The sequence below is a fragment of the Enterococcus sp. DIV1368f genome, assembly GCF_051712245.1.
GTDB lineage: Bacteria > Bacillota > Bacilli > Lactobacillales > Enterococcaceae > Enterococcus > Enterococcus faecalis.
This window is the reverse complement of the sequence record NZ_JBIOON010000001.1, coordinates 2,177,551-2,200,868: the sequence shown is the minus strand read 5'-3', so window position 1 is coordinate 2,200,868 and position 23,318 is coordinate 2,177,551. Positions and strand designations below refer to the sequence as shown.

Genomic DNA, 23,318 nt, shown 5'->3' with positions numbered 1-23,318 from the left:
CAGAAAGGAGGGCTTGTAGTGGTAACACTTTTTGGTGAGGACGAAGAAAAAGCCTTTATTGTTGGGACTGTACAAGCAATCTTTTTTGAAAATCCCAGTAATTTTTATAAAGTCGTTCTTGTAAATGTGACCGATACAAATACAGATTATTTAGAAAAAGAAATTGTAGTAACTGGAAGTTTTGGCCAAGTTCAAGAAGAGGAACCCTATCGTTTCTTTGGTCATTTTGTGGACCATCCTCGTTATGGCAGACAGTTTCAGGTGGATAGTTATCAGCAAGAAAGACCGACTTCGGCTAGTGGGGTGGTTAACTATTTATCAAGTGACAAATTTCCTGGCATTGGTAAACGAACCGCTGAAAAAATTGTTGAAGTATTAGGGGAAAGTGCGATTGACCGAATTATTGATGATCCTAGTGTTTTGGAAGAAGTTACTGTTTTAAATGAAAAAAAACGTCAAGTAATCGTCGAAACAATTCGCTTGAATCACGGGATGGAGCAAGTGATTGTGGGACTAAATCGATACGGCTTTGGTAGTCAGTTAGCTTTTTCAATTTATCAAACCTATCAAGAAGAAACCCTTTCTGTGATTCAAGAAAATCCCTATCAGTTAGTTGAAGATATTGAGGGAGTCGGATTTAAACGAGCGGACAATATTGCTGAACAAATCGGCATTCAGGCGGATTCTGCTGTTCGAATTCGAGCAGCTATTTTACATGAAGTGTTTGAACACTCCATTCGCTCAGGCAATACGTATGTTCAAGCAGATGTTTTATTAGAAGAAGCGATTCGGACCTTGGAAGCAAGTCGCCCAGTGGAAATCTCACCTGATCAAGTGGCCAATGAAATCATTACGTTAGTCGAACATGGAAAAATCCAACAAGAAGAGACTAAACTTTTTGAGAACAGTCTCTATTTTTCTGAATGGGGCATTGGTACTTCGATTCAGCGTTTACTTTCTCGTAAAAAAGAAATTCATTATGAGGAAGAAGAAGTCCAAAAAAATATCCGAATGATTGAGAAACGTTTAAATATTCAGTATGGCGACTCGCAACAAGCAGCGATTGAAGAAGCGATTAAATCGCCGTTATTTATTTTAACTGGAGGGCCCGGAACAGGGAAAACAACTGTTATCAATGGGATTGTCTCGTTGTTTGCGGAACTAAATGGCCTTTCATTAGATCTCAAAGACTATACGCAGGAGATGTTTCCAATCTTGCTAGCGGCGCCAACTGGGCGAGCAGCGAAACGTATGAACGAAACGACAGGTTTACCTGCAAGTACCATCCACCGTTTGTTAGGCTTGACAGGTCGTGAAAAAAATCCGAGTTTAACCGCCAAAGAATTAGAAGGTGGTTTGCTAATTGTAGATGAAATGTCAATGGTGGATACTTGGTTAGCCAATACGTTATTAAAAGCTATTCCGACAAACATGCAAGTGATTTTTGTTGGTGATAAGGATCAGCTACCGTCTGTCGGTCCAGGTCAAGTCTTACATGACTTATTGCAAATTAACGAAATTCCCAAATGTGAGCTAAACGAAATTTATCGTCAAGGAGACGGTTCAAGTATTATTCCTCTTGCCCATGAAATTAAAGAAGGAAAGTTGCCTGCTGATTTTCAAAAAAATCAAAAGGATCGCTCGTTCTTTGCAAGTGATATTGGTCATATTGAAGAATACATTCGACAAATCGTCACAAAGGCAAAAGCAAAAGGGTTTACGCCACAAGATATCCAAGTTTTAGCGCCAATGTATCGTGGCGCAGCCGGCATTGATGCCTTGAATAAGATGATGCAAGAAATCTTCAATCCAAATGATGGTAAGAAAAAAGAAGTCAAATGGAATGACACCGTCTATCGGATTGGGGACAAAGTTTTGCAACTAGTCAATACGCCAGAATTAAATGTGTTCAATGGAGATATGGGAGAAATCGTCGGAATTACTTTAGCCAAAGACTCAGAGGACAAAGTGGACGAGTTGGTTTTACAGTTTGATAATAATGAAGTAACGTATAAAAGAAATGAATGGAATAAAATTACGCTATCGTATTGTTGTTCGATTCATAAAGCGCAAGGTAGTGAATTCCGCATGGTGTTACTGCCAATGGTTCATCAGTATAGCCGAATGCTGCAACGAAATTTGCTGTATACAGCAGTGACACGTAGTAAAGAATTATTAATTCTACTAGGTGAGGTTTCTGCTTTTGAAACATGTGTCAAAAACGAATCGGCTAGTCGCATGACGATGCTAAAAGAACGAATCGTGAACGCAGAACAAATGACCTTAACGACTAGAACCCAGTTAGAAGCCTATGAAGAAGGTTTAACGGCAGACCATCCATTTACTGAAAAGGAAACAAAAGCTGTCTCTTATGAAACTGAACAGCAATCAACGAAAGCCGATCAGATTAAAGAAACAGACGAGCAATTAGTTGAAACAACGGTACAAGAAGTTTCACTATTTGCTGATGAAGGGGAAGAGTCAACCTCAGAAACAGCAAAGAAAGCGACAAAAGTTGTCGAAGAACCATTACCAAAAGAACCACGACTAACAGTCGAAATTATTCAAACAAATGCTGTTGATCCAATGATTGGAATGAAGGATACGACGCCTTATCAATTTATGTGAGAAAAGGAAAGAGTGCCATAAGTCGTTTTGACTTATGGCACTCTTTTTCAACCTTAAGGGACTCAGTTAAAACCAAAACAAACGTTTTTGTGTGGTATAAACCATATCAATACTTCGTTTGCCTAAAATCTCGCCATCTGCGTGAATGGTTTGTGGAATCGTCGAAACAATTCGAATTTTGCTTGATTGAAAATGATGAAAATACTTAGATTTCCCTTGTTTTTGGCGAAGCAATAGGAAAATAAGCCACAAAATTTTAAAAATGTTGATCCGTTCCACGACAACTAAGTCCACGACTGCTTTGCGAGGATTGGCCGTCGGCATAATTGATACGCCCCCACCAAAATAAGGATGATTTGTGACCGTACATAGGAAAGCACGATTAAATGTGTATTGTTTACCATTCATTTCAACTAAAATTGGAAAGCCTTTTTGTTTAAAAAAGACATGAATGATTGAAGAAATATAGGAAAGCGAGCCAAGCTTAAATTTATTTAAGGCTTTTTTTGATGACGATTCGTTGGTTTTTTCCACGATTGCCGCATCTAATCCTAAGCCAACATTATTGGTGGCTAAGCCGATTTCTTCTTGGTTGGCTTCTACATAATGAATCGTTTGAATTTCTTTTGGTCGTCTGGTGCGCAGGATTTGATGCAATGCTTTATCAATATTTCTTGATAATCCCACCCCTCGTGCAAAATCATTTCCAGAGCCGCATGGAATATAGCTTAAAGGAATAGCTGAATCATATGGAAGTAATGAATTAATGACATTATGTAGTGTGCCATCGCCGCCTAGCACGACTAGGATTGGAAAAGTTGAAACGTCTAAGTCTTCAGACCAAGGAAGTAAAGTTGTTTCTGCAAGTTCCTTCGTCAATTCTTTTTCATGTCCAGCGTAATCAGTGTAAAGAGCCGTATATTTAAGTTCTTGTTGCTTGAGTTGTTGAATCACTTTTCTAGCGACTTTTCGGCCATTGCCGCTACTTGCCTGCTCGTTGATAATAAGATAGTAGTGAATGTTCATTGAGCTCCTCCTTTGAATCGCTATTGTCCATTATACCAGAGGGAGGAACTTCTGCGAATAAAGATTGCTTAAAAAAGTAAAAAATGACTAGAAAAAGGCACGAAACAATGCATGAGAGGTGAAAACTGCAAATAAGTGCAAAGTAAAACAGGGCTTTCATTGACTATTTTGACTTTCCATATTAGAATGTGAACTGTTGCAATTGTAACCAAGGTTCATCAACCATCCCTTGTAAAAAAACTCGGAGAAAGAAGGAAAAAGTATGCAAAATTCGTTTCAAGCCAATCGAAAGCTAAGAACAGTCTTAGCCAATGGTATCATTATGGGCTTATATATTGTCCTCTCTTTATTGGTTCGGCCAGTTTCTTCTGGTATGATTCAATTTAGAATTTCAGAAAGTTTGAATCACCTAGTCGTTTTCAATCGCAAATTGATGTGGGGTGTTTTAGGCGGCGTTATCTTTTTTAACTTATTTTTTGGTTTTGGTGTAATGGATGCTCTGTTTGGTGGAGCGCAAACATTATTTGCGTTGAGTTTAACAGCTTTTTTACAAAAAAAGGTACCAAGTATTCCTGTTAGAATGTGTCTAAATAGTCTATTTTTCACTGTAAGTATGTTTTTTATTGCCTTTATGCTAGTACCAAGTGGCGGTCAAGCATTTTGGACAACTTATGGTTGGTTAGCATTAAGTGAAGCGATTATTATGACGATTTCAGCACCAATCATGTATTTTATCAACAAGTCATTAAAATTTGAAACACGTATTTAATTGAAAAGATGTGGATAGAAATGATTCATCCTTTGAATGGCAGTGAAGAAAAGTGTCGTTGCTATTAGTGAGCTAAGTGATAGAATGAACTGTTTCTACCTCGTCTTTTTTACATAAAGAATAAGATCTACATTTTTTCTAAAAATTTTCATGTAAAACTTTACTAGTCTGTTGGAATACACTATGATAGTGTAAGATAAACGGACTATTGGAAAGTCACAGCAGAGGAGTTTGAACATGTACACATTTAAAATCGGTATTCCGGCAGAAGTACACGATACATTTGTTAAAAATCACCCATTATGTAATTTACTACAGTCATCTTCATGGGCAAAAGTCAAGGATAACTGGGGTTCTGAAATTGTTGGGGTTTATGAAAAGGATACATTAGTCGCATCAAGTTTAGTTTTAATCAAACCATTACCAGCCGGTTTTACGATGTTATATACACCAAGAGGTCCAGTAATGGACTATACAAATGAACGTTTGGTCAGCTACTTTATGGCTGAATTGAAAAAATTTGGCAAGAAAAAACGAGCTTTATTTATAAAAATGGATCCAGCGGTTCATTATCAAGATTTCCATTTGGGAGAAGAACATCAACCGCATGCTGAAGCGACAGCTATTATTGAGACCTTGAAAGAAGCAGGTGCCAAATATCAAGGACTGACAATGGATATGGGGGCCACCATCCAGCCTCGCTTCCAAGCGAATATTTATCGTGAAGATTTTAGTGAGGAACAATTGTCAAAAAGTACCAAGAAAATGATTAAAACAGCTGAAAAAAAAGGGGTCGTTGTGCAGCAAGGGCATGTTGACTTTGTTGATGAATTTGAAAAAGTCATTCAATCAACCATGGAACGCCAACATATTTCTTTGCGGAATAGTGATTACTTTAAGAAGCTGTTGAACATTTACCCAGAAGACTCCTTTATTATGCTGGCGCAAGTCAATTTAAAGGAACGCTTAGATAGCACGCGACAACGCTATGACAAAAATCAAAAAGACTTGAGTAATTTGAAAGAAAATCAAGTGAAAAAGCGCCATAATTTAGAAGAATTAGATGCTTCCTTGACTCGGGAACTAAAAGAATTAGAAGAAAATATCGCAGAAGCTGGTGAAATCGTCACGGTTGCTGGCGCTTTGGCTGTGACATTTGGTCCAACAAGTGAAATCCTTTATGCTGGCTTAGATGATCGTTATAAACGCTACATGCCAACATATGTGACTTGGCGAGATGCCATTCAAGAATGTTTTAACCGTGGCTGCGAAAGCTGTAATATGGGCGGCTTAGAAGGTAGTTTAAATGATGGCTTAATTAAGTTTAAAGCGAACTTCAACCCAACGATTAATGAATTTATTGGGGAATTCGATTTACCGGTTAATAAATTATTATTTAAAGCCAGTGAATATGCCTATAAATTACGAAAACAAAAAAATAAATAAAAAACACATGGACTAAAAATCAAACTTGATTTTTAGTCCATGTGTTTTTTTCTATAGTTTTTGTGTTGCATTCCGTTTCATTAAGCGAAGCAAAACGCTAGCAATTGCTGAAGCCGCTACACCAGCAACAAGAGCTTCTGGCACACCAGAACTGAAAATCGTCGCAATAATAGCTAGGTAAACAGCAGTTCCAGCTTTACCAATAATTTCAGCATAAGCTGAATTAAAAAGAAAATAAATCATGTTCATGACTAAAATGGTATTCGTTGCTGAGCCTAAAACACCAGCCACAAATAAGGAGACAGGTTGCGCTTTTTCCTTCGTTAATTTATTTAGCCATTTGTAAGCGAAATAAGGAACGACCCCAATTAAAATCCGCGGAATGAGCACAATTAAAAGTGCCTTCCAACTACCATGATCGGTACCGATCACAGGAATAAATGGAGAAAAAACAAACGACAAAGGTGTTGGTGCTGTCGTATTTTTAATTAAGCTAATGATCCCAAACGTGCCGCCCAACATACTACCGATTTTTGGCCCTAAAACAATGGAACCAATAATTACAGGAATATGCATCGTGGTCGAATTTAAAGGACCTAATGTGATAAATCCTAGTGGGGTTAAAGCCAGTAAAAGTAAGATAGCTAAGAACATTGCTGTTAACGTAAATTTTTTCGTGTTATTCATAAATTACTCCTTGTTATCAGATGCTAAAATTTTCATTACTGTTTGAAGGATATCTTCAACAGTGGCAAGTGCGCCACGACCATAATCACCACAAGCTAAAAGAGCCTCACGTGGGATTATTTCTTGATAGCCGACTTCTTTTAAAATGCCAATATTTCGTTGGACAATGGGGTTTTGATACATATACGTATTCATCGCGGGCGCAATAATTTTGGGCATTTCAGGATAAAGTGCCAAAGCAACTGTTGATAATAAGTCGTCGGCAATCCCATGGGCTAATTTCCCAATTGTATTGGCCGAAGCAGGTGCTACTAAAAATAGATCCGCTTTTTTAGCTAACTCAATGTGATTAATTTTACTGGGATCAATTTCCATCATGACATCCGTATGCACTGGATTCTTAGAAAGTGATTGTAAGGTCAGCGGAGTGATGAACGCCGTGCTACTTTTGGTCATTAAAATTTCCACATTGTAGCCAAGCTTAGCTAGTTGACTTGTAATATCTGCTGCTTTATATGCAGAAATGCTGCCAGAGACGCCTAATAAAATAGTTTTCATTGTTGTTCTCTCCATTTCTTTTCAACATTTTTAACGATCATTGAACCAATCCCTTGTTTTGAACAAGCTTCTTGGACAATGCCCGTTTCGTTAATTAATAATCCTTCGTGTTCTGTTTCATGAACGTTCATCAAGTCATTGGCTAAGACAAAGTCACACCGATTTTTAACCAAAGCGGCTTGTGCAACTTGGACAAGTTCTTCTTGTGAAACGTTGACAAGTAATTTAAAGCCCACTAAAACAGTTTGGGGTTGCTTGTCACGAATCATTTGGATGACTTTAGGATTTTTCTTTAGAAAAATTAATAATCGGTCCGTATCCGATGAAATTTTTGTTGCTGTTTGAGGAATATCAGCAATCTGATTCAATGTGTTTTGAACGATAGTTACCAAGGCTTCTTTGGTCTTTGGCAATGTTTGTTCGCTTAATTGTTGAGCAAAAGAATCAATAAATTGTTCTTCCGTTTGCGCGGTTTCCGTCGTAAAATCACTGACTGCCATTGCGTGAACAATCGCATCAAATTGCTTTTCAGCAAAGAGTTGTTCTAACGTAGTGGCTAATTCAACCGTTGTTTCTATTTCTTTAATTGATAAGTCCAATTGTTGGGTTGGACGTAATGCGTGTTTGGTTGTTACGTAGGTTACGGTGTGTCCAGCAGCTAAAAAACTTTCAGCAATTGCTTTTCCTAGTCCGCCAGAAGAATGATTGGTAATCGAACGAACATTATCAATCGGTTCTGACGTTCCGCCAGCAGTAACTAAAACATCCATAATCAAAACGCCTCCTTAAGAAATTCGGACAATGGTCCGTCCAATATGTTGGCCTGCTTGTAATGCTTCAAAAACAGGGGGAAGTTCTTCTAAAGTAATCTCTTGATACACAGCTTTTTCAGTGATGTCTAAATCAGTGGCAAGACGTTGCCAGACTATTTTTCGTTTGTCCATACCAACATTAACCGAATCAATGCCCAATAAATGAACGCCCCGTAAAATAAAGGGTAAAACGGTTGTCTCTAATGTAATTCCAGCAGCGCGGCCACAAATGGCTGAACGGCCATCATAACGAAGTTGTGGTAAAACAGCAGAAGTAATTTCCCCACCAGTGGTATCAATTGCAAAAGCAAAACGCTGTTTCATCAATGCTTTAACAGGAGTTGCTAAGAAATCTTCTACTAATAAGCATTCACTAACACCTAACTCTTTTAAAAGCTCAAAAGAATCTGGCTTTCTAGTTAATGCAGTGATTGAAGTGTAGCCTAATTGATGCAACATCGCAATAGACAATGTCGCAACACCGCCTGTCGCACCAGTTACAATAATGGGGGCTTCTTTGTCGTCTCGTAAGCCATCGTCTTCTAAAGCTGTGACAGATAATCCGGCCGTAAAGCCAGCAGTTCCGAAAATCATTGCTTCTTTGAGACTCATTTTTTCAGGAAGTGGAACTACCCAATCGCCAGGAACACGCACATATTCAGAATAACCACCAGTATGACTAACCCCTAATTGATAGCCTGTTACGATCACTTTATCGCCTTCTTTGAAACGAGGATCTTCCGATGTGACAACAGTGCCACTGACATCAATTCCTGGAATCATTGGATAATTGCGAATCACACCGCCGTCTTTTTTTGAAGCTAAAGAGTCTTTAAAGTTAACTGAGGAGTAGGCTGCTTTGATTACTACAGTGCCTTCTGATAAATCGTCTAAAGTAATGGTTTCTAGTTGACCAATAACAGATGTATCTTGTTCTCTTAACGTAAATGCTTGAAATGAATTCATATAAAAACTCTCCTTCCAATTATGTAAAAAAGCAACTCGTCTTATTTTATCATATTCTGATTTTTTCGTATCATTTTTCTTCTTATAAACAGTAAGTTATACAGAAAAGAAAGATTGTGTGACAATTAGACTAGAAAAATAAAGAAAAATGGTTGAAATTTTTCAAAAAGTTCGTATACTAAAAAAGGTAAAACTAAACTGTAAGTTTAGTATTACAAAACTTTTGTTGAAAAGATTAGCTGAAAATAGAAACGAGGTGTGCCATGGAAATTGGTGAGAAGTTGAGAAATTTACGCATTCAGAAAAATTTAACACAAGAAGAATTAGGTGAAAGAACGGATTTATCCAAAGGCTATATTTCCCAATTGGAACGGGATTTAAGCTCACCATCAATGGAAACATTCTTCTCAATTTTAGAAGTACTAGGCGTGATGCCAGAGCAGTTTTTTAGTCAGCAACCGCTTGAACAGAAAATTGTCTACAATGAAGAAGAAAGTACCCTCTATTATGATGAAGAACATGGCTATGAACTAAAATGGTTAATTCCAGCCTCAAATGAAAAAGAAATGGAACCTGTCATTATTACTTTTGATAAAAATGGCGAATACAAAACGTTTGAACCTTCTCTATCGGAAACATTTATTTATGTGATTGATGGCTCCATTCGTTTGACATTAGGGGAAGCCACGTATATTGCTAAAAAAGGTCAAACCATGTATTACCAAGCAACAGAACCTCACCAAATTAGCAACAATGGTCGAGGAAAAAGTCGTGCGTTAATTGTGGCGACAGAATCGTATTTATAAAGAAGGACGAAATGGAGGAGTTTATCCAGTGAGAAACCATGTGATTTCATTTGAAAATGTTGTCAAACAATTTGACGATGAACCAGTATTAAAAAATGTCAGCTTTGAAATTGAAGAAGGAAAATTTTATACGTTATTAGGACCTTCAGGATGTGGCAAAACAACGATTTTGCGTATTATTGCGGGATTCAATGACGTGACTTCTGGCGATGTTTATTTTGATGGTAAAAGAATAAATGATGTACCTGCCAATAAACGCCAAGTCAATACCGTGTTTCAGGATTATGCTTTGTTTCCTCACATGAATGTTTTTGATAATGTTGCGTTTGGTTTAAAAATCAAAAAACTATCCAAAGCAGAAATTGAAAAAAAAGTGAAAGAGGCATTACGTTTGGTTCAATTACCCGGCTACGAAACACGTGAAATTAGTGAAATGTCTGGGGGCCAGCGTCAGCGGGTCGCAATTGCACGAGCGATTGTCAATGAGCCAAAAGTATTGCTTTTAGATGAGCCGTTATCCGCTTTAGATTTGAAATTACGCACAGCGATGCAATATGAACTACGTGATTTACAACAACGTTTAGGAATTACTTTTATTTTTGTGACCCATGATCAAGAAGAAGCATTAGCGATGAGTGATGAAATTTTTGTCATGAATAAAGGTCATATCGTGCAAAGTGGCACACCAGTTGATATTTATGATGAACCGATTAATCACTTTGTTGCTGACTTTGTGGGGGAAAGTAATATTGTGGACGGCGTGATGCTGGAAGATAATTTAGTTTCATTTGTGGGCAAAAAATTTGAATGTGTCGATGGCGGCATGCGGAAAAATGAACCTGTAGAAGTCGTTTTACGTCCAGAAGACCTAACGATTACCACGCTTGAAAAAGGCAAGCTAACTGTAACGGTGGACACGCAGTTATTCCGCGGCGTTCATTATGAAATTATTTGTTTTGATGAACAAGGAAACGAATGGATGGTGCATTCCACTCGAAAAGCCAAAGAAGGTGCTCAAGTAGGGCTCTCTTTTGAGCCAGAAGATATTCACGTGATGCGCTTCAATGAATCAGAAGAAGACTTTGATGCCCGTTTAGAAAGTTACGACGAGTAAACGAAAGGGGAAAATAAAATGAAAACAATGCGTCGAATTTATTCGATTCCCTATGTAATGTGGTTACTTTTATTCGTCATTGCGCCAGTGCTAATGATTATTTATCAATCATTTTTCGATATGAATGGCCAGTTTACCTTGGCGAATTACCAAACGTATTTTACATCAGGAACGTATTTAAGTATGACCATTAATTCGGTTTGGTATGCTTTTCTGATTACCATTTTTACGTTATTGGTAAGTTATCCTACGGCTTATTTTTTGACAAAGCTCAAGCATAAACAGTTGTGGTTAATGCTTGTTATTTTACCAACGTGGGTGAATTTATTATTAAAAGCTTATGCCTTTATTGGGATTTTCAGTATTCATGGGAGTATCAATCAGTTTATGAGTTTTATGGGTTTGGGCACGCACCAAATTCTGTTTACAGATTTCAGTTTTTTATTTGTCGCAACGTATATTGAAATTCCATTTATGATTATGCCGATTTTTAATGCCTTAGAAGAGATGAATCCTTCATTGATTAGTGCTAGTCGGGACTTAGGAGCTAGCAGTGCGGAAACGTTCCGCCGTGTCATTTTTCCTCTCTCCCTAAACGGTGTGAAAAGTGGCGTTCAAGCTGTCTTTATTCCTTCGCTCTCGCTCTTTATGTTAACACGTTTAATTGGCGGCAATCGGGTGATTACGTTGGGGACGGCGATTGAGGAGCACTTCTTAGTAACGCAAAACTGGGGCATGGGTTCAACAATTGGTGTGATTTTAATTGTTGCCATGTTTATTGTGATGTTGCTGACGGGTGAGAAGAAGAAAGGGCGTGGCAAATAATGCAAAAGAAAAAGTTTAAATGGTCTTATGTGTATTTATTCGTTGTCTTTGCGCTACTGTACGCACCAATCTTTTATTTGATTTTTTATTCGTTTAACGACACGCAAACGATGAATCAGTTTACTGGTTTTACGTTAGATAATTATCGGAACGTTTTCGAAGACACACGCTTGTTAACCATTGTTCTGAATACGTTTTTGTTAGCTTTTTTATCGGCTTTAATAGCAACCATCATTGGAACATTTGGTGCGATGGGGATTTATTATACAAAACGTCGTAAAAACCGGAACACGTTGCTTAGCTTTAATAACATTTTACTCGTTTCACCAGATGTTATTATTGGAGCCAGTTTCTTAATTTTCTTCACGGCAGTAGGGTTTATCAGTTTAGGTTTTACAAGTGTGTTATTGTCGCATATTGCCTTTAGTATTCCAATTGTTGTTTTAATGGTTTTACCAAAACTACAAGAGATGAACGATTCTATGGTAGATGCGGCACGGGATTTAGGGGCCAATAATGTTCAAGTGATTAAAAATATTATATTGCCTTTTTTAGCGCCAGGAATTATTGCTGGCTACTTTATGGCCTTTACTTATTCGTTGGACGATTTTGCCGTAACATTCTTTGTGACAGGCAATGGTTTTTCAACATTATCTGTTGAAATTTATTCACGAGCACGTCAGGGAATTAGTTTAGAAATCAATGCCTTAAGTGCGTTAGTATTCCTATTCTCAATGATTCTAGTTGTCGGTTATTACTTTATCAGTAAAGACAATACGCCAAAACGTTTAAAGAAAATGCGTCGGGAACAAAGTGAGGTGGCCAAGTTAAAATGAAAAAATTACAGTCACTTTTTATTGGAATTATCGCTATTATTGTCATCTTGTTTTTTGGAGTGCGCCAATTGGAGAAAGCAAGTGGCATGGCAGGAGCAGATACCTTAACCATTTACAATTGGGGAGACTATATAGATCCGGCCTTGATTAAGAAATTTGAAAAAGAAACAGGCTATAAAGTCAATTACGAAACCTTTGATTCTAATGAAGCCATGTATACAAAAATTCAGCAAGGTGGTACAGCCTATGATATTGCCATTCCTTCTGAATATATGATTCAAAAAATGATGAAAGCGAAGATGCTTTTACCACTTGATCACAGCAAATTAAAAGGCTTAGAAAACATTGATGCACGCTTTTTAGATCAATCCTTTGATCCCAAAAATAAGTTTTCCGTTCCGTACTTCTGGGGCACGTTGGGGATTATTTATAATGATAAATTTATTGACGGTCATCAGATCCAACATTGGGATGATTTATGGCGCCCGGAATTAAAAAATAATGTCATGCTGATTGATGGCGCTCGCGAAGTGTTAGGATTATCTTTGAACAGTTTAGGCTATTCGTTAAACAGTAAAAACGACCAACAATTACGTCAGGCTACCGATAAGTTAAACCGATTAACGAACAATGTCAAAGCAATTGTTGCCGATGAAATCAAAATGTACATGGCTAATGAAGAAAGTGCAGTTGCTGTAACTTTCTCTGGTGAAGCTGCTGAAATGCTAGAAAACAATGAACATCTACATTATGTGATTCCCAGTGAAGGCTCTAATCTCTGGTTTGATAACATTGTGATGCCTAAGACAGCCAAAAATAAAGAGGGTGCCTATGCATTTATGAACTTTATGTTACGACCAGAAAATGCAGCACAAAACGCAGAATATATTGGTTATTCCACACCAAATAAAGAAGCTAAAAAACTATTACCAAAAGAAGTTGCCGAAGATAAACAATTTTATCCAGATGATGAAACCATCAAACATTTAGAAGTTTACCAAGACTTAGGTCAAGAATACTTAGGAATTTATAACGATCTGTTCTTGGAGTTTAAGATGTATCGGAAATAAAAAAGTACCTTCGTAACTTTCGAATCGCCCCTAAAAGTTAGATTTTTAGTCTAACTTTTAGGGGCGGCTTTTATTCATACAAGCTTCTAATTGAGGCACAAAGAAACCTGTGCTACACTTTGTATAAAGCATAAAAGGAGCAAAGAAAATGAAGAGGAAAACAATCCGAATACTACTAATCAGTAGCGGGCTTATTTTAATCCTGCTGGTTGGCTACCGTTTGTATCTAGAATATCAAACAGATATTCAATTATTTTTGAATCCTAAAGCCAGTAAGACACAATTATTAGAGCGAATTCGTTCACATGGTTTTTCAGCAGCGCTATTGTTAGTTTTTTTGACCGCGATCATGTGTGCAGTACCAGGGATTCCAACCTCGGTAATTGGTGTGATTGCAGGATTGAGTTTTGGTCCCTTCAGCGGCACACTCATTAACGTTTTAGGGAATAGTTTGGGAAATTTAGTTGCAATCTTTTTGATGCATCATATAAAATTTTTAGATAAAAAAACGGAGACCAATCATTGGGTCCAGTCCATTCGACGGATGAAGCATCCAAAAATTGGGATTATGGTGGGCTACATGATTCCAATTATTCCTTCTTCTGTGATTAATTTTGCTGCAGATACTATGCAGTTGCCATTAAAAAATTTAATAGCCGCTATATTCATTGGTGTAATTCCTTCCTCAATACTTTACGCATGTGGAGGCGAAGCGCTATTTCATGGATATAATAAAACGGCAGTATTGTTAATTGTGAGTGTTCTTTTGTTCGTTGGCTTGGTGGTCATTATTGAGAAAGATAGAAAAAGATTTCAAAAAACTGTTCTTTAAGAACGGTTTTTTTGTGCATTTGAACAATAAATCCTGTTAAATTTACAATTTTAAAAAGAAAGGACTTTGATAGAATGAAAGCGTAAACAATTTAAGGAGCTGATTTTGAATGCCAGATATTACAATATCTTGGGTTGCTGCAATTTTAGGATTAGTTGTAGCGATAGTATTAATTTTGAAAAAATTTAATCCTGTGTATTCCTTGTTTTTTGGTGCAATTGTTGGTTGTCTTATTGGAGGCGCTTCCCTGTCAGATACAGTCGCTGTTCTATTAAACGGAACACAAAGTATTATGGGAACCGCAATCCGTGTTTTAGCAGCCGGTATGTTGGCGGGCGTGATGATGGAATCCGGTGCGGCAGAATCAATTGCCAACGCCATTGTACAAAAGCTTGGCGAGAAAAAAGCTATTTTATCTTTGGCATTATCCACAATGGTAATTACAGCAGTGGGCGTATTCATTCCTGTTGCAGTGTTGATTGTTGCCCCGATTGCTCTATCCGTTGGGAAAAGTACGGGTATTAGTAAATTATCATTATTGATTGCTTTATCTGGTGGTGGCAAAGCGGGCAATATTATTTCGCCTAATCCAAATACTATTGCAGCGGCGAACGGCTTTGATTTACCTCTAAGTGACGTTATGATTGCTGGTTTTATTCCAGCCGTATTTGGCTTAATTACAGCTGTTGTTCTTGCAAATATCATGAGAAGCAAAGGATCAATGGTCAAAGAAACGGATCTTGTAGAGGAACAAACAAAAGAATTATTACCTTTGAAAAAGGCGTTAATCGCGCCAGTGTTAGCGATTGTCTTATTATTACTTAATCCGATTGGCGCCGTTTTAAATATTTCTTTCATCAAAAGTTTGAATATTGATGCTCTGTATATTTTGCCGTTCGCTTCAGTTGTTGGGACAATTGCGATTGGGCAAACAAAACAACTGGCCTTTTATGCATCTTCTGGCTTGAAGAGAGTAACCGATACTGTTTTAATTTTAATTGGTGCAGGCGCAATTGCTGGATTAATTTCTGTTTCTGATTTATCAACACAAATTGTCCACTTAATTTCTGTTATGGGAATTTCTGGAACCTTCTTGGCACCGATTTCTGGTATTTTAATGGGCTTAGCAGTTGGTTCAACATCCACAGCGGTTATTTTAGCGACAGGTTCTTTTGGACCAGCGATTTTAGATATGGGCACATCTTCACTTTCAGCAGCAGTCATGGTTCATACTGGGGCAACTGTGATTGATAGTGTTCCTCAAGGCAATTATTTCCATATTACGGCACAAAGTATGAATATGACGATTAAAGAAAGAATTCGAGTGATTCCTTATGAAATGTGTGTCGGTGGGGTAATGACGATTGTTGCAACCATTTTATATGGCTTTATTTTAAACTAGTTGGAAAGTAGGCGCGAAAAGATGACGAAAAAATTTGTTTTGGCTCCAGACTCATTTAAAGAAAGTATGAGTGCAAAAGAAGCCTGTCTGGCAATGGAAAAAGGGATTTTAGCTGTATTTAAAGATGCAGACATTCAACACGTCCCGATGGCAGACGGCGGGGAAGGAACGGTGGATTCCTTAGTGGATGCAACAGGAGGCACAAGAGTACCAGTGCGTGTGGCAGGACCGCTTCCTGATCAAATCGTTGAAACCTATTACGGCTTATTAGGTGACCAAGAAACGGTGGTCATTGAAATGGCGAAAGCCAACGGAATTGAATTGGTCAAAGCAGCAGAACGTAATCCCTTGATCACTTCTACTTATGGTACAGGAGAAATGATTCAACATGCGCTCAATCATGGGGCAAAAAAAATCATTATCGGCATTGGTGGTAGCGTGACAAATGATGGGGGTGCAGGTATGATTCAGGCACTTGGTGCGCGTTTGTTAGACAAGGAAGGGCAAGAATTGACACGTGGCGGTGGTGCATTAGATAAACTGGCGCAGATCGATTTAACACAGTTTGATCAACGTATTTTTGCTACCGAAGTTCTAGTAGCAAGTGATGTGAATAACCCACTAACAGGGCCAACAGGGGCGTCTCATGTCTTTGGCCCGCAAAAAGGTGCGACAGAAGAAATGGTGGCTCAATTAGATAAAAACTTAGCCCATTATGCAGCGATCATCAAAAAAGAGATCGGCATTGATGTTGAGATGATGCCAGGCGCAGGAGCTGCTGGTGGTTTGGGTGCAGGGTTACTAGCATTCACGAAAGCTCAGTTACGCCCAGGGATTGATATTGTCGTAGAAGTGAATCAATTAGAAGAAAAAATAAAAGCCGCTGATTATGTCTTTACTGGTGAAGGCGGGATGGATTTTCAAACAAAATTCGGCAAAGCCCCTTATGGCGTCTCGCGTTTGGCCAAGAAGTATCAAAAACCGGTTTTCGCTTGTGCTGGCTATATCGGCAAAGATGTGGATGTCCTCTATGAAGAAGGGATGACGGCTATTTTTGGAATTTTGGCCAAAGCCGAACCATTGGAAGCAGCATTGAAAAATGGACCAGTTAACTTAGAAAGAACCGTTGAAAATATTGCTCGTACATTACAGCTGGTGCCTTGTGACTAAGAACTAACCATGGTATCATCAGTAATGAAAGCTGAAATAAAAATGTTCAGTCGTTGATCTGAAGAATTAAGCGTTTGGGACATAAGTCATTGCGGCTTATGTCCCAAACGCTACTCGCTTTTTAGAAAGTTGGCGATAGCAATGTTAAAATTAGACAAAATCCAAGCAAATAAAATTGTTGAAAAGTTGATGGCAGATATTCCTTATAACATCAATATTATGGATGAACGAGGAAAAATTATTGCGAGTGGAGATTCTGCTCGAATTGGGGAGCGCCATCGTGGCGCAGAAAGAGCCATCAATGAACGAAAAAATATTGAAATTTATAAAGATACTTCTTTAGAGAAAAAAGGCACCAATGAACCGATTATTTTGAATGATCACATTTTAGGTGTCGTAGGCATTTCAGGAGAACCAGACGAGGTGCGCAAATTTACCAAGCTTGTGCGCTCGATTGTTCTTTTACTGACAGAAGAATTAAATACACAACAAGAACGCGAAAAAAAGAAGAAACAAAAAAATCAGTTTATCCAGCACTTAATGCATGTTGATTCTGCTTACTCAGAAGCCTTAAAATTTGAAGCGTTGGAACTATATAACCTTCAATTAGATGACCAGAATCATTGTGTACTGACCAAGGACAAGCGCTTATTATCCAGTTATTATCCTGGCCATGAAATATTTGAATGGGAAAATTGTTATCTGGTGATTACTTCTGAACAACCTCAGATAACAAAGCCAGTAACAGAATACCTTGTGATAAGTTCGGAAAAAGCCACGATTCAACAAATGGTCCAAGAGGCACAAAACACGTATTTACTTCTATCGTTTCTCCAATTAGAAAAGGCTAAGTTTTACCAAGCAGAAGATTTTTTCATTCAAGGAATTTTTAATTTTCCTTTTCATATTGAATTGGATTTTTTTGAAACCATCCAGACGATTTATGATGAATACTATGAAACCGTTATTTTTTTCGCCAATCATAACTTAAACATCAATGAAACCTCACAAGTATTACATATCCATCGAAATACATTGAATTACCGCTTGAAACGAATTCATGAATTGACGGGGATGGATCCAAAAGTTTGGCAAGATTTTTGGAAATTGTTCTATTATTTTGCCTATTGCTTTAAAGAACGTTTTGAAAAGTAGTGAGGAGCAGGAATGCTTGTTTGTTAAGCAAGTGTCAGCATATTTTTCGCCAGAATCAAAAATATCTTTTATAATAATTGTAAGGAATCAAACGATTTAGTTATCAATGAGGAGTGGTGCCAGTGAAAAAAGCAGTTTTAATTGTTAACCCCAGTTCTGGTGGTGAAAAAGCCAAAGAATTTGAAACGTTAGCAGAAGAAAAATTAAAGCAGTTATTTGATGAAGTTGTAGTGAAACAAACAGAAAAAGGCGGCGATGCAGAACAATTTGCCCGTGAAGCTGCGGAAAGTCACTTCGACAGTGTTTTCGTAATGGGGGGAGATGGAACCGTTAATGAAGGAATTAGCGGGTTGGCAGAACAAGCTTACCGCCCAAAATTTGGCTTTTTTCCTTTAGGAACGGTGAACGATTTAGCGCGAGCCTTGAATTTACCGATGGATCCTGAAGAAGCGATTCAACAATTAGATTTAGAAAAAACCAGTGCTTTAGATGTGGGGAAAATCAATGACGACTACTTTATGAATGTCGTTGCGATTGGGACGATTCCAGAGTCCATTAACGACGTGGACGTTGAACAAAAAACGAAGTTAGGAAAACTCGCTTATTTTATTTCAGGTGCCAAACATTTAGCGAATGCTCAAACGTATCCTTTTCATTTAAGCTTGGATCAAAAAGAACAAACCATTGAAAGTAGTACCGTTTTAGTTGGCTTAACGAATTCAATCGGTGGGTTTGAAACATTATTACCAGAAGCCCAAGTGGATGATGGCAAACTTCATTTAGTTTATTTAAAAGATCAATCATTGTGGGATGCAGTAAAAGCCGTTCCAGATTTGTTAAAAGGAGTCGACCAGTCCACTGATAATTTAGTTTACCTAACCTTTAAAGAAGGAACAATCTCCTTAGAAAACCAAGAAGAATTAACCACTAATGTGGATGGTGATGAAGGAGCTGCTTTGCCAATTACGCTGGAAATTTTACCTAAACACTTGACGGTGTACTGCGGTGAAGAACAAACAAAATAGCTGATTTTTTGAGAAAAGCTAGAACATTTCTATTTGTTTAAAAAACAGATAAGTTCTGGCTTTTCAAATCATCTAAAAGAGAATCAATCAGGGGCTATGCTATACTTTGTTTCTACATATTGATAGATAAAGGAGTTAATGAGATGAGAAGAAAAAAACATAAAAACAAAAAGAAACAAGAACTTTTTGAAGAGATTGAAAAACAAGAATTAGCAGAACAAGAAACTAAGCAATTGAATGAAGAAATCGAAGACCCAGAATTTCGTTCTTTTTTTCAAGATGTCTTGAAAAAATTTCCACAAAAAACGTCTACGGCCATAATGAATGCTTTCGCAACTTCTAAAGGTAAAGCAGAACAATTAGTGACGAACAGTCAAACACAACTCGACAAAGTATTTGATGAATTTTTGGCTGGTGTTTCACCTGACGTGAAAAAGAAAAGTCATCAAACGATTCATTTTGCTGCATTGTCAGCAGCAATTATTGGGTTTTCGCCAATTCCATTTTCAGATGCTTTTTTACTGGTACCTGTTCAATTAACTATGATGTCACGGCTGCATAAAATTTTTGGTCAGTCTTGGTCTGAAAGCTTAGGGAAAAGTTTAACCAAAGAATTAGTAGTGGTTAGTTTAGGTAAGAGTGCAGTCGGGAATATTCTAAAAGTGATTCCTGTTGTCGGAACTGTGACTGGTGGCATGGTCAATGCTTCAGTTGCGGTAGCAATTACGGAAGCGCTTGGCTGGGTTACTGTCAAAATGTTAAATGATGGTGTTGATATCTTTGATGATGTGATGTCTTTCAAAGGACAATTTTCAACATTATTTAAAGCCATCCAAAATGCTAAAAAGAAATAATCGCTGTATCGATTAACTAGGGTGAGACAGATTTAAAATTTTTTAAGTAATTCGTAGCAAATTTCCAAGGTTTTCGTCACAAATTATTCACAGGTTCTCGTTAATATATAAGCATACCAACAAAACACCCAACATAAACACTTTTCATTTTTACTCCTCAAGTAAAAATAACTCCTTTCCACTCAGTCTACCCAACTGAGTGGTTTTTTTTGCGAAAAAAGAGGGCGTTGAACAATTTGTTCAACGCCCTCTTTTAATAGATGGGGAAGTCATTTGTTAAGAATTATTTTTTCCATTCTGCTACTTGGTCTTTATGTGAATCAACCCAATCGCGTGCAGCTTCTTGTGGGTCTTTGCCTTCGTTAATTTCTAACATGACAGATTCCATATCCTTAGTTGTCCAATGGAAATTATCTAACACTTTGTAAGCTTCTGGTTGATCTTCTTTTAGGCCTTGGCGAGCCATTGTGTGAATCGCTTCTTCGCCGCCCATAGTGCCTTTTGGATCAGCTAAATATTTTAAATCATATTTTGCAAACATCCAGTGAGGAGACCAGCCAGTAATAACGATGTCTTCGTTGTTTTTAATTGCTTGTCCTAAGGCGACAGTCATGGCACCTGATGAAGAAGTTTCAACAGACCAATCTTTCAAATTAGGATAAGCTTCTTTAGTTTTCTCTGCTGCTGCAACAACACCAGCCCCAGGTTCAATTCCAGTAATCTTTTTCCCAGCTTGATCAGATAAATCTTCGATAGAATCAACATCCATATAAGAAGGGACGACAATTCCTAGCTTCGCGCCTTTAAGGTTTTCACCAAGGTCGTTTAATTTATCTTTATATTGTTTATATTGCTCTGCGTGAGTTCCTGGCAGCCACGCACCAACCATGGCATCTGTTTCACCTTTAGCTACAGATTCCCACATAATTGCGTTATCTAAAGGGGTCGTTTTAACATCATACCCCATATCTTTTAAGACTTCGGCAACCACATGTGTGGAGGCTACTTCGGTATCCCATTCCACATAAGAAAGGGAAATTTGCTTATCATTTGTTGTTGTAAAAATTGAAGCACCAACTAAGCCAGCGACAATTACAACAATCGCTGCAATAATCCCGTATTTTTTCTTTTTAGAGGTGGCACCAGCTGCTTTAGGGGCTGCTTTTTTATTATTTAAATGTTGAGTAAAACGGTCAATGATAATCGCTAAAATAACTAAAGCCACACCATTTACGAAACCGTTCCCGACTTGTGCACGTTGTAAAGCGGAAAGGACGCCACGTCCTAATCCAGGCGCACCAATCATTGAAGCAATAACTACCATTGATAGGGCTAGCATGGTTGTTTGGTTAACACCAGCCATAATCGTGTTTTTGGCTAAAGGTAATTCTAATTTGAATAATTTTTGCCAGCCAGTACTACCGTAAGAATCAGCTGCTTCAACAAGTTCATTTGGCACTTGTCGAATTCCTAAGTTCGTAAAGCGTACGGTTGGTGGTAAAGCGAAGATAACAGAGGCGAAGACCCCAGGAACCATACCAATTCCGAAGAATGCAACGGCTGGAATCAAGTAAACGAAACCAGGCATTGTTTGCATGAAGTCCAAAATCGGTGTAATGATACTTTTGGCTTTTTCGCTTTTCGCCATTAAAATCCCTAGTGGCACACCAATGATAATGGAAATAACACTAGAAAGTAAAACTAACGTAACGGTACTCATTAAATCGTTCCATAAGTTTTGATTATAGATAAACATTAAGCCGATAAACGTGAATAAACTTAAGCCAATTTTTTTATTAGAAATAAAGAAAGCAGCAATCGTTAATAGCACAATCAGCACAAGTGGTGGTACGGCTGTTAGTAATGCAGTAATGTTGTCCATTACACTTTGACCAATTGTTTGTAAAAAGCTGAATAATCCAGCAAATGTTGAAGTTAACCAATCAGTAAAACTTTCAACCCAAGACGCGACAGGTAATTGATACTTATTCATGTTCGTTCACCTCTGTTTCTGCAAGTGCTTCAAGTACGCTACCACGGATGACCACGCCTAATAGTTTACCGTTATCAGTCACGGCAAGAGGCGTTTGTGCATCATAAATCAGTGGGAAAATATCATTCACTAACATATCTTTGTCGATTGTTTGAATTTCTGGATCCACACATTCTACAAGAGAAGTCCCGTTTTTACGCGCTTCTAAAGCTTTTTCTGCGCGTACAACGCCTTTTAGTTGGCGTTTTTTATCCACGGCAAGTAACATACTCACTTCTTCTTGACGCATCCGTTTTAAAGCAACAGTTGGGCCATCAATTTCAATGTTAGTAGTTAAAGCAGGTACCATAATATTTTGGGCAGTTAAGACTTTTGAACGATCCACATCTTCCACGAAGGTTCGCACATATTCGTTGGCTGGGTTGGTTAAAATTTCTTCTCCAGTCCCAATTTGCATAATTTGACCATCTTTCATCAAAGCAATCCGGTCGCCGATTCGTAAAGCTTCATTCAAATCATGTGTGATAAAGATAATGGTTTTTTTGACATTTTCTTGTAAATCTAATAGTTCGTCTTGCATTTCACGACGAATTAACGGATCAAGAGCAGAGAACGCTTCGTCCATTAATAAAATTTCTGGATCGTTAGCCAAGGCACGAGCAAGGCCGACACGTTGTTGCATCCCGCCAGATAATTGACTTGGTAATTGGTCTTTAAAAGCAATTAAGCTAGAATTTTCTAAGGCTTTTTCAGCTTTTGCTTGGCGTTCTTCTTTAGGAACACCACGAATTTCTAAACCATATTCCGTGTTTTCTAAGATAGTTCGATGGGGGAAAAGACCAAAGTTTTGGAAAACCATGCTCATTTTATTTCGACGTACTTCACGTAATCCTTCTTTATCTAAAGAAGAAATATCTTGTCCATCAATATAAATATTTCCTGAAGTTGGTTCAATCAAACGATTTAATAAACGAATTAATGTTGATTTCCCACTTCCTGATAACCCCATAATAACGAAAATTTCGCCTTCTTCAACTTCGAAATTTACATCATAAACACCGACTGTGGCACCCGTTTTTTCTAAAATTTCTGTTTTGCTTTTGTTGGCACGAATCATTTCAAGTGCCGGTTTGGTTTTCTTACCAAAGATCTTGGTAAGGTGATTTACTTTTACTTTTGGCAAATCATTGTTCCTCCTCATTAAAAAAAAGTGACTACATCAGACTACTATAAAGTTGTCACTTTGTCAAATTAGATGAAAATCTTTCTGAAAATGAAGAAAAACAGTATTTTAAATAGGTTTTATAGTGGTTTTTTATGAAAAATAGAAATAATAAATAAAAA

Annotated in this window: 21 protein-coding genes; 14 read left to right on the top strand and 7 right to left on the bottom strand. The window is 37.7% G+C overall.

Annotated features, from left to right (window positions below):
• Nucleotides 1–18: 18 nt before the first annotated feature.
• Nucleotides 19–2,628, top strand: coding sequence for an SF1B family DNA helicase RecD2 (gene recD2, locus IGL07_RS10680; RefSeq protein WP_010817564.1), 2,610 nt, complete (start codon nucleotides 19–21; stop codon nucleotides 2,626–2,628).
• A 66-nt stretch (nucleotides 2,629–2,694) separates the two neighbouring features.
• Here recD2 and IGL07_RS10675 read toward each other — a convergent pair whose 3' ends face one another.
• Nucleotides 2,695–3,654: a diacylglycerol/lipid kinase family protein gene (locus IGL07_RS10675; protein WP_010817563.1), complete on the bottom strand. Its 960-nt coding sequence runs from the start codon at nucleotides 3,652–3,654 to the stop codon at nucleotides 2,695–2,697.
• A gap of 262 nt (nucleotides 3,655–3,916) precedes the next feature.
• On the opposite strand from IGL07_RS10675, the gene IGL07_RS10670 reads away from it, so the two are divergent.
• The gene (locus IGL07_RS10670; protein WP_002356499.1) at nucleotides 3,917–4,423 is read left to right on the top strand and encodes a QueT transporter family protein; all 507 of its coding nucleotides are present in this window, start codon (nucleotides 3,917–3,919) and stop codon (nucleotides 4,421–4,423) included.
• A gap of 237 nt (nucleotides 4,424–4,660) precedes the next feature.
• A complete protein-coding gene (locus IGL07_RS10665) occupies nucleotides 4,661–5,869 on the top strand; it encodes an aminoacyltransferase (RefSeq protein WP_002395491.1) in 1,209 nt (402 codons plus the stop codon).
• Between the two features lie 51 nt (nucleotides 5,870–5,920).
• On the opposite strand, the gene IGL07_RS10660 is transcribed toward IGL07_RS10665, so the two are convergent.
• From IGL07_RS10660 to IGL07_RS10645, 4 genes are read right to left on the bottom strand one after another with little or no spacing between them, the layout of a single operon-like run.
• Nucleotides 5,921–6,556: an ECF transporter S component gene (locus tag IGL07_RS10660; protein ID WP_002356501.1), complete on the bottom strand. Its 636-nt coding sequence runs from the start codon at nucleotides 6,554–6,556 to the stop codon at nucleotides 5,921–5,923.
• Nucleotides 6,557–6,559: 3 nt separating this feature from the next.
• Nucleotides 6,560–7,114, bottom strand: a complete 555-nt coding sequence (coaC, locus tag IGL07_RS10655) for a phosphopantothenoylcysteine decarboxylase (RefSeq protein WP_195526173.1) — start codon at nucleotides 7,112–7,114, stop codon at nucleotides 6,560–6,562.
• On the bottom strand, nucleotides 7,111–7,884 hold the full coding sequence (coaB, locus tag IGL07_RS10650; RefSeq protein WP_010712737.1) for a phosphopantothenate--cysteine ligase: 774 nt from the start codon (nucleotides 7,882–7,884) through the stop codon (nucleotides 7,111–7,113). Before coaB ends, coaC begins: the two co-directional genes overlap by 4 nt.
• A 15-nt stretch (nucleotides 7,885–7,899) precedes the next feature.
• On the bottom strand, nucleotides 7,900–8,892 hold the full coding sequence (locus IGL07_RS10645) for a YhdH/YhfP family quinone oxidoreductase (RefSeq protein ID WP_002356506.1): 993 nt from the start codon (nucleotides 8,890–8,892) through the stop codon (nucleotides 7,900–7,902).
• Nucleotides 8,893–9,155: 263 nt separating this feature from the next.
• On the opposite strand from IGL07_RS10645, the gene IGL07_RS10640 reads away from it, so the two are divergent.
• From IGL07_RS10640 to IGL07_RS10590, 11 genes are all read left to right on the top strand, one after another.
• Complete coding sequence (locus IGL07_RS10640) at nucleotides 9,156–9,698, top strand: helix-turn-helix domain-containing protein (protein WP_010817562.1); 543 nt, start codon at nucleotides 9,156–9,158, stop codon at nucleotides 9,696–9,698.
• A gap of 28 nt (nucleotides 9,699–9,726) precedes the next feature.
• Nucleotides 9,727–10,812, top strand: a complete 1,086-nt coding sequence (locus tag IGL07_RS10635) for an ABC transporter ATP-binding protein (RefSeq protein WP_002356508.1) — start codon at nucleotides 9,727–9,729, stop codon at nucleotides 10,810–10,812.
• Between the two features lie 18 nt (nucleotides 10,813–10,830).
• The gene (locus IGL07_RS10630; RefSeq protein ID WP_002356510.1) at nucleotides 10,831–11,637 is read left to right on the top strand and encodes an ABC transporter permease; all 807 of its coding nucleotides are present in this window, start codon (nucleotides 10,831–10,833) and stop codon (nucleotides 11,635–11,637) included.
• Nucleotides 11,637–12,473 (top strand): ABC transporter permease, encoded by an 837-nt coding sequence (locus IGL07_RS10625; protein WP_002356512.1) that lies wholly within the window; start codon nucleotides 11,637–11,639, stop codon nucleotides 12,471–12,473. The genes IGL07_RS10630 and IGL07_RS10625 overlap by 1 nt, the downstream gene beginning before the upstream one ends.
• Nucleotides 12,470–13,543, top strand: a complete 1,074-nt coding sequence (locus tag IGL07_RS10620; RefSeq protein WP_195526174.1) for an ABC transporter substrate-binding protein — start codon at nucleotides 12,470–12,472, stop codon at nucleotides 13,541–13,543. Before IGL07_RS10625 ends, IGL07_RS10620 begins: the two co-directional genes overlap by 4 nt.
• A 148-nt stretch (nucleotides 13,544–13,691) precedes the next feature.
• Complete coding sequence (locus IGL07_RS10615; protein ID WP_002376564.1) at nucleotides 13,692–14,375, top strand: TVP38/TMEM64 family protein; 684 nt, start codon at nucleotides 13,692–13,694, stop codon at nucleotides 14,373–14,375.
• 109 nt (nucleotides 14,376–14,484) lie between these two features.
• Nucleotides 14,485–15,777, top strand: a complete 1,293-nt coding sequence (locus IGL07_RS10610; RefSeq protein WP_002359581.1) for a GntP family permease — start codon at nucleotides 14,485–14,487, stop codon at nucleotides 15,775–15,777.
• Nucleotides 15,778–15,798: 21 nt separating this feature from the next.
• A complete protein-coding gene (locus IGL07_RS10605; protein ID WP_002367172.1) occupies nucleotides 15,799–16,947 on the top strand; it encodes a glycerate kinase in 1,149 nt (382 codons plus the stop codon).
• 141 nt (nucleotides 16,948–17,088) lie between these two features.
• Nucleotides 17,089–18,102 carry a CdaR family transcriptional regulator gene (locus tag IGL07_RS10600; RefSeq protein ID WP_010712732.1) on the top strand — a complete coding sequence of 338 codons (1,014 nt, stop codon included), beginning with the start codon at nucleotides 17,089–17,091 and terminating at the stop codon, nucleotides 18,100–18,102.
• Between the two features lie 122 nt (nucleotides 18,103–18,224).
• Entirely contained in the window at nucleotides 18,225–19,127 is a 903-nt protein-coding gene (locus tag IGL07_RS10595) for a diacylglycerol/lipid kinase family protein (protein WP_010713166.1), read from the top strand.
• Between the two features lie 119 nt (nucleotides 19,128–19,246).
• Nucleotides 19,247–19,981 (top strand): YcjF family protein, encoded by a 735-nt coding sequence (locus IGL07_RS10590; RefSeq protein WP_002384134.1) that lies wholly within the window; start codon nucleotides 19,247–19,249, stop codon nucleotides 19,979–19,981.
• Nucleotides 19,982–20,264: 283 nt separating this feature from the next.
• Here the strand turns inward: IGL07_RS10590 and IGL07_RS10585 are convergent, their stop codons facing one another.
• A complete protein-coding gene (locus tag IGL07_RS10585; protein ID WP_010817561.1) occupies nucleotides 20,265–21,974 on the bottom strand; it encodes an ABC transporter permease/substrate binding protein in 1,710 nt (569 codons plus the stop codon).
• The gene (locus IGL07_RS10580) at nucleotides 21,967–23,157 is read right to left on the bottom strand and encodes a quaternary amine ABC transporter ATP-binding protein (protein ID WP_002388977.1); all 1,191 of its coding nucleotides are present in this window, start codon (nucleotides 23,155–23,157) and stop codon (nucleotides 21,967–21,969) included. Before IGL07_RS10580 ends, IGL07_RS10585 begins: the two co-directional genes overlap by 8 nt.
• Between the last annotated feature and the right edge of the window lie 161 nt (nucleotides 23,158–23,318).

Excerpts from the sequence above, each read along its gene's own strand:
- IGL07_RS10610 (WP_002359581.1), top strand. The coding sequence starts at position 14,485 with ATGCCAGATATTACAATATCTTGGGTTGCTGCAATTTTAGGATTAGTT.
- IGL07_RS10615 (WP_002376564.1), top strand. The coding sequence starts at position 13,692 with ATGAAGAGGAAAACAATCCGAATACTACTAATCAGTAGCGGGCTTATT.
- IGL07_RS10675 (WP_010817563.1), bottom strand. The coding sequence starts at position 3,654 with ATGAACATTCACTACTATCTTATTATCAACGAGCAGGCAAGTAGCGGC.
- IGL07_RS10600 (WP_010712732.1), top strand. The coding sequence starts at position 17,089 with ATGTTAAAATTAGACAAAATCCAAGCAAATAAAATTGTTGAAAAGTTG.
- IGL07_RS10620 (WP_195526174.1), top strand. The coding sequence starts at position 12,470 with ATGAAAAAATTACAGTCACTTTTTATTGGAATTATCGCTATTATTGTC.
- IGL07_RS10645 (WP_002356506.1), bottom strand. The coding sequence starts at position 8,892 with ATGAATTCATTTCAAGCATTTACGTTAAGAGAACAAGATACATCTGTT.
- IGL07_RS10625 (WP_002356512.1), top strand. The coding sequence starts at position 11,637 with ATGCAAAAGAAAAAGTTTAAATGGTCTTATGTGTATTTATTCGTTGTC.
- coaB (WP_010712737.1), bottom strand. The coding sequence starts at position 7,884 with ATGGATGTTTTAGTTACTGCTGGCGGAACGTCAGAACCGATTGATAAT.
- IGL07_RS10665 (WP_002395491.1), top strand. The coding sequence starts at position 4,661 with ATGTACACATTTAAAATCGGTATTCCGGCAGAAGTACACGATACATTT.
- IGL07_RS10605 (WP_002367172.1), top strand. The coding sequence starts at position 15,799 with ATGACGAAAAAATTTGTTTTGGCTCCAGACTCATTTAAAGAAAGTATG.
- IGL07_RS10660 (WP_002356501.1), bottom strand. The coding sequence starts at position 6,556 with ATGAATAACACGAAAAAATTTACGTTAACAGCAATGTTCTTAGCTATC.
- IGL07_RS10585 (WP_010817561.1), bottom strand. The coding sequence starts at position 21,974 with ATGAATAAGTATCAATTACCTGTCGCGTCTTGGGTTGAAAGTTTTACT.
- IGL07_RS10630 (WP_002356510.1), top strand. The coding sequence starts at position 10,831 with ATGAAAACAATGCGTCGAATTTATTCGATTCCCTATGTAATGTGGTTA.
- IGL07_RS10670 (WP_002356499.1), top strand. The coding sequence starts at position 3,917 with ATGCAAAATTCGTTTCAAGCCAATCGAAAGCTAAGAACAGTCTTAGCC.
- IGL07_RS10640 (WP_010817562.1), top strand. The coding sequence starts at position 9,156 with ATGGAAATTGGTGAGAAGTTGAGAAATTTACGCATTCAGAAAAATTTA.
- coaC (WP_195526173.1), bottom strand. The coding sequence starts at position 7,114 with ATGAAAACTATTTTATTAGGCGTCTCTGGCAGCATTTCTGCATATAAA.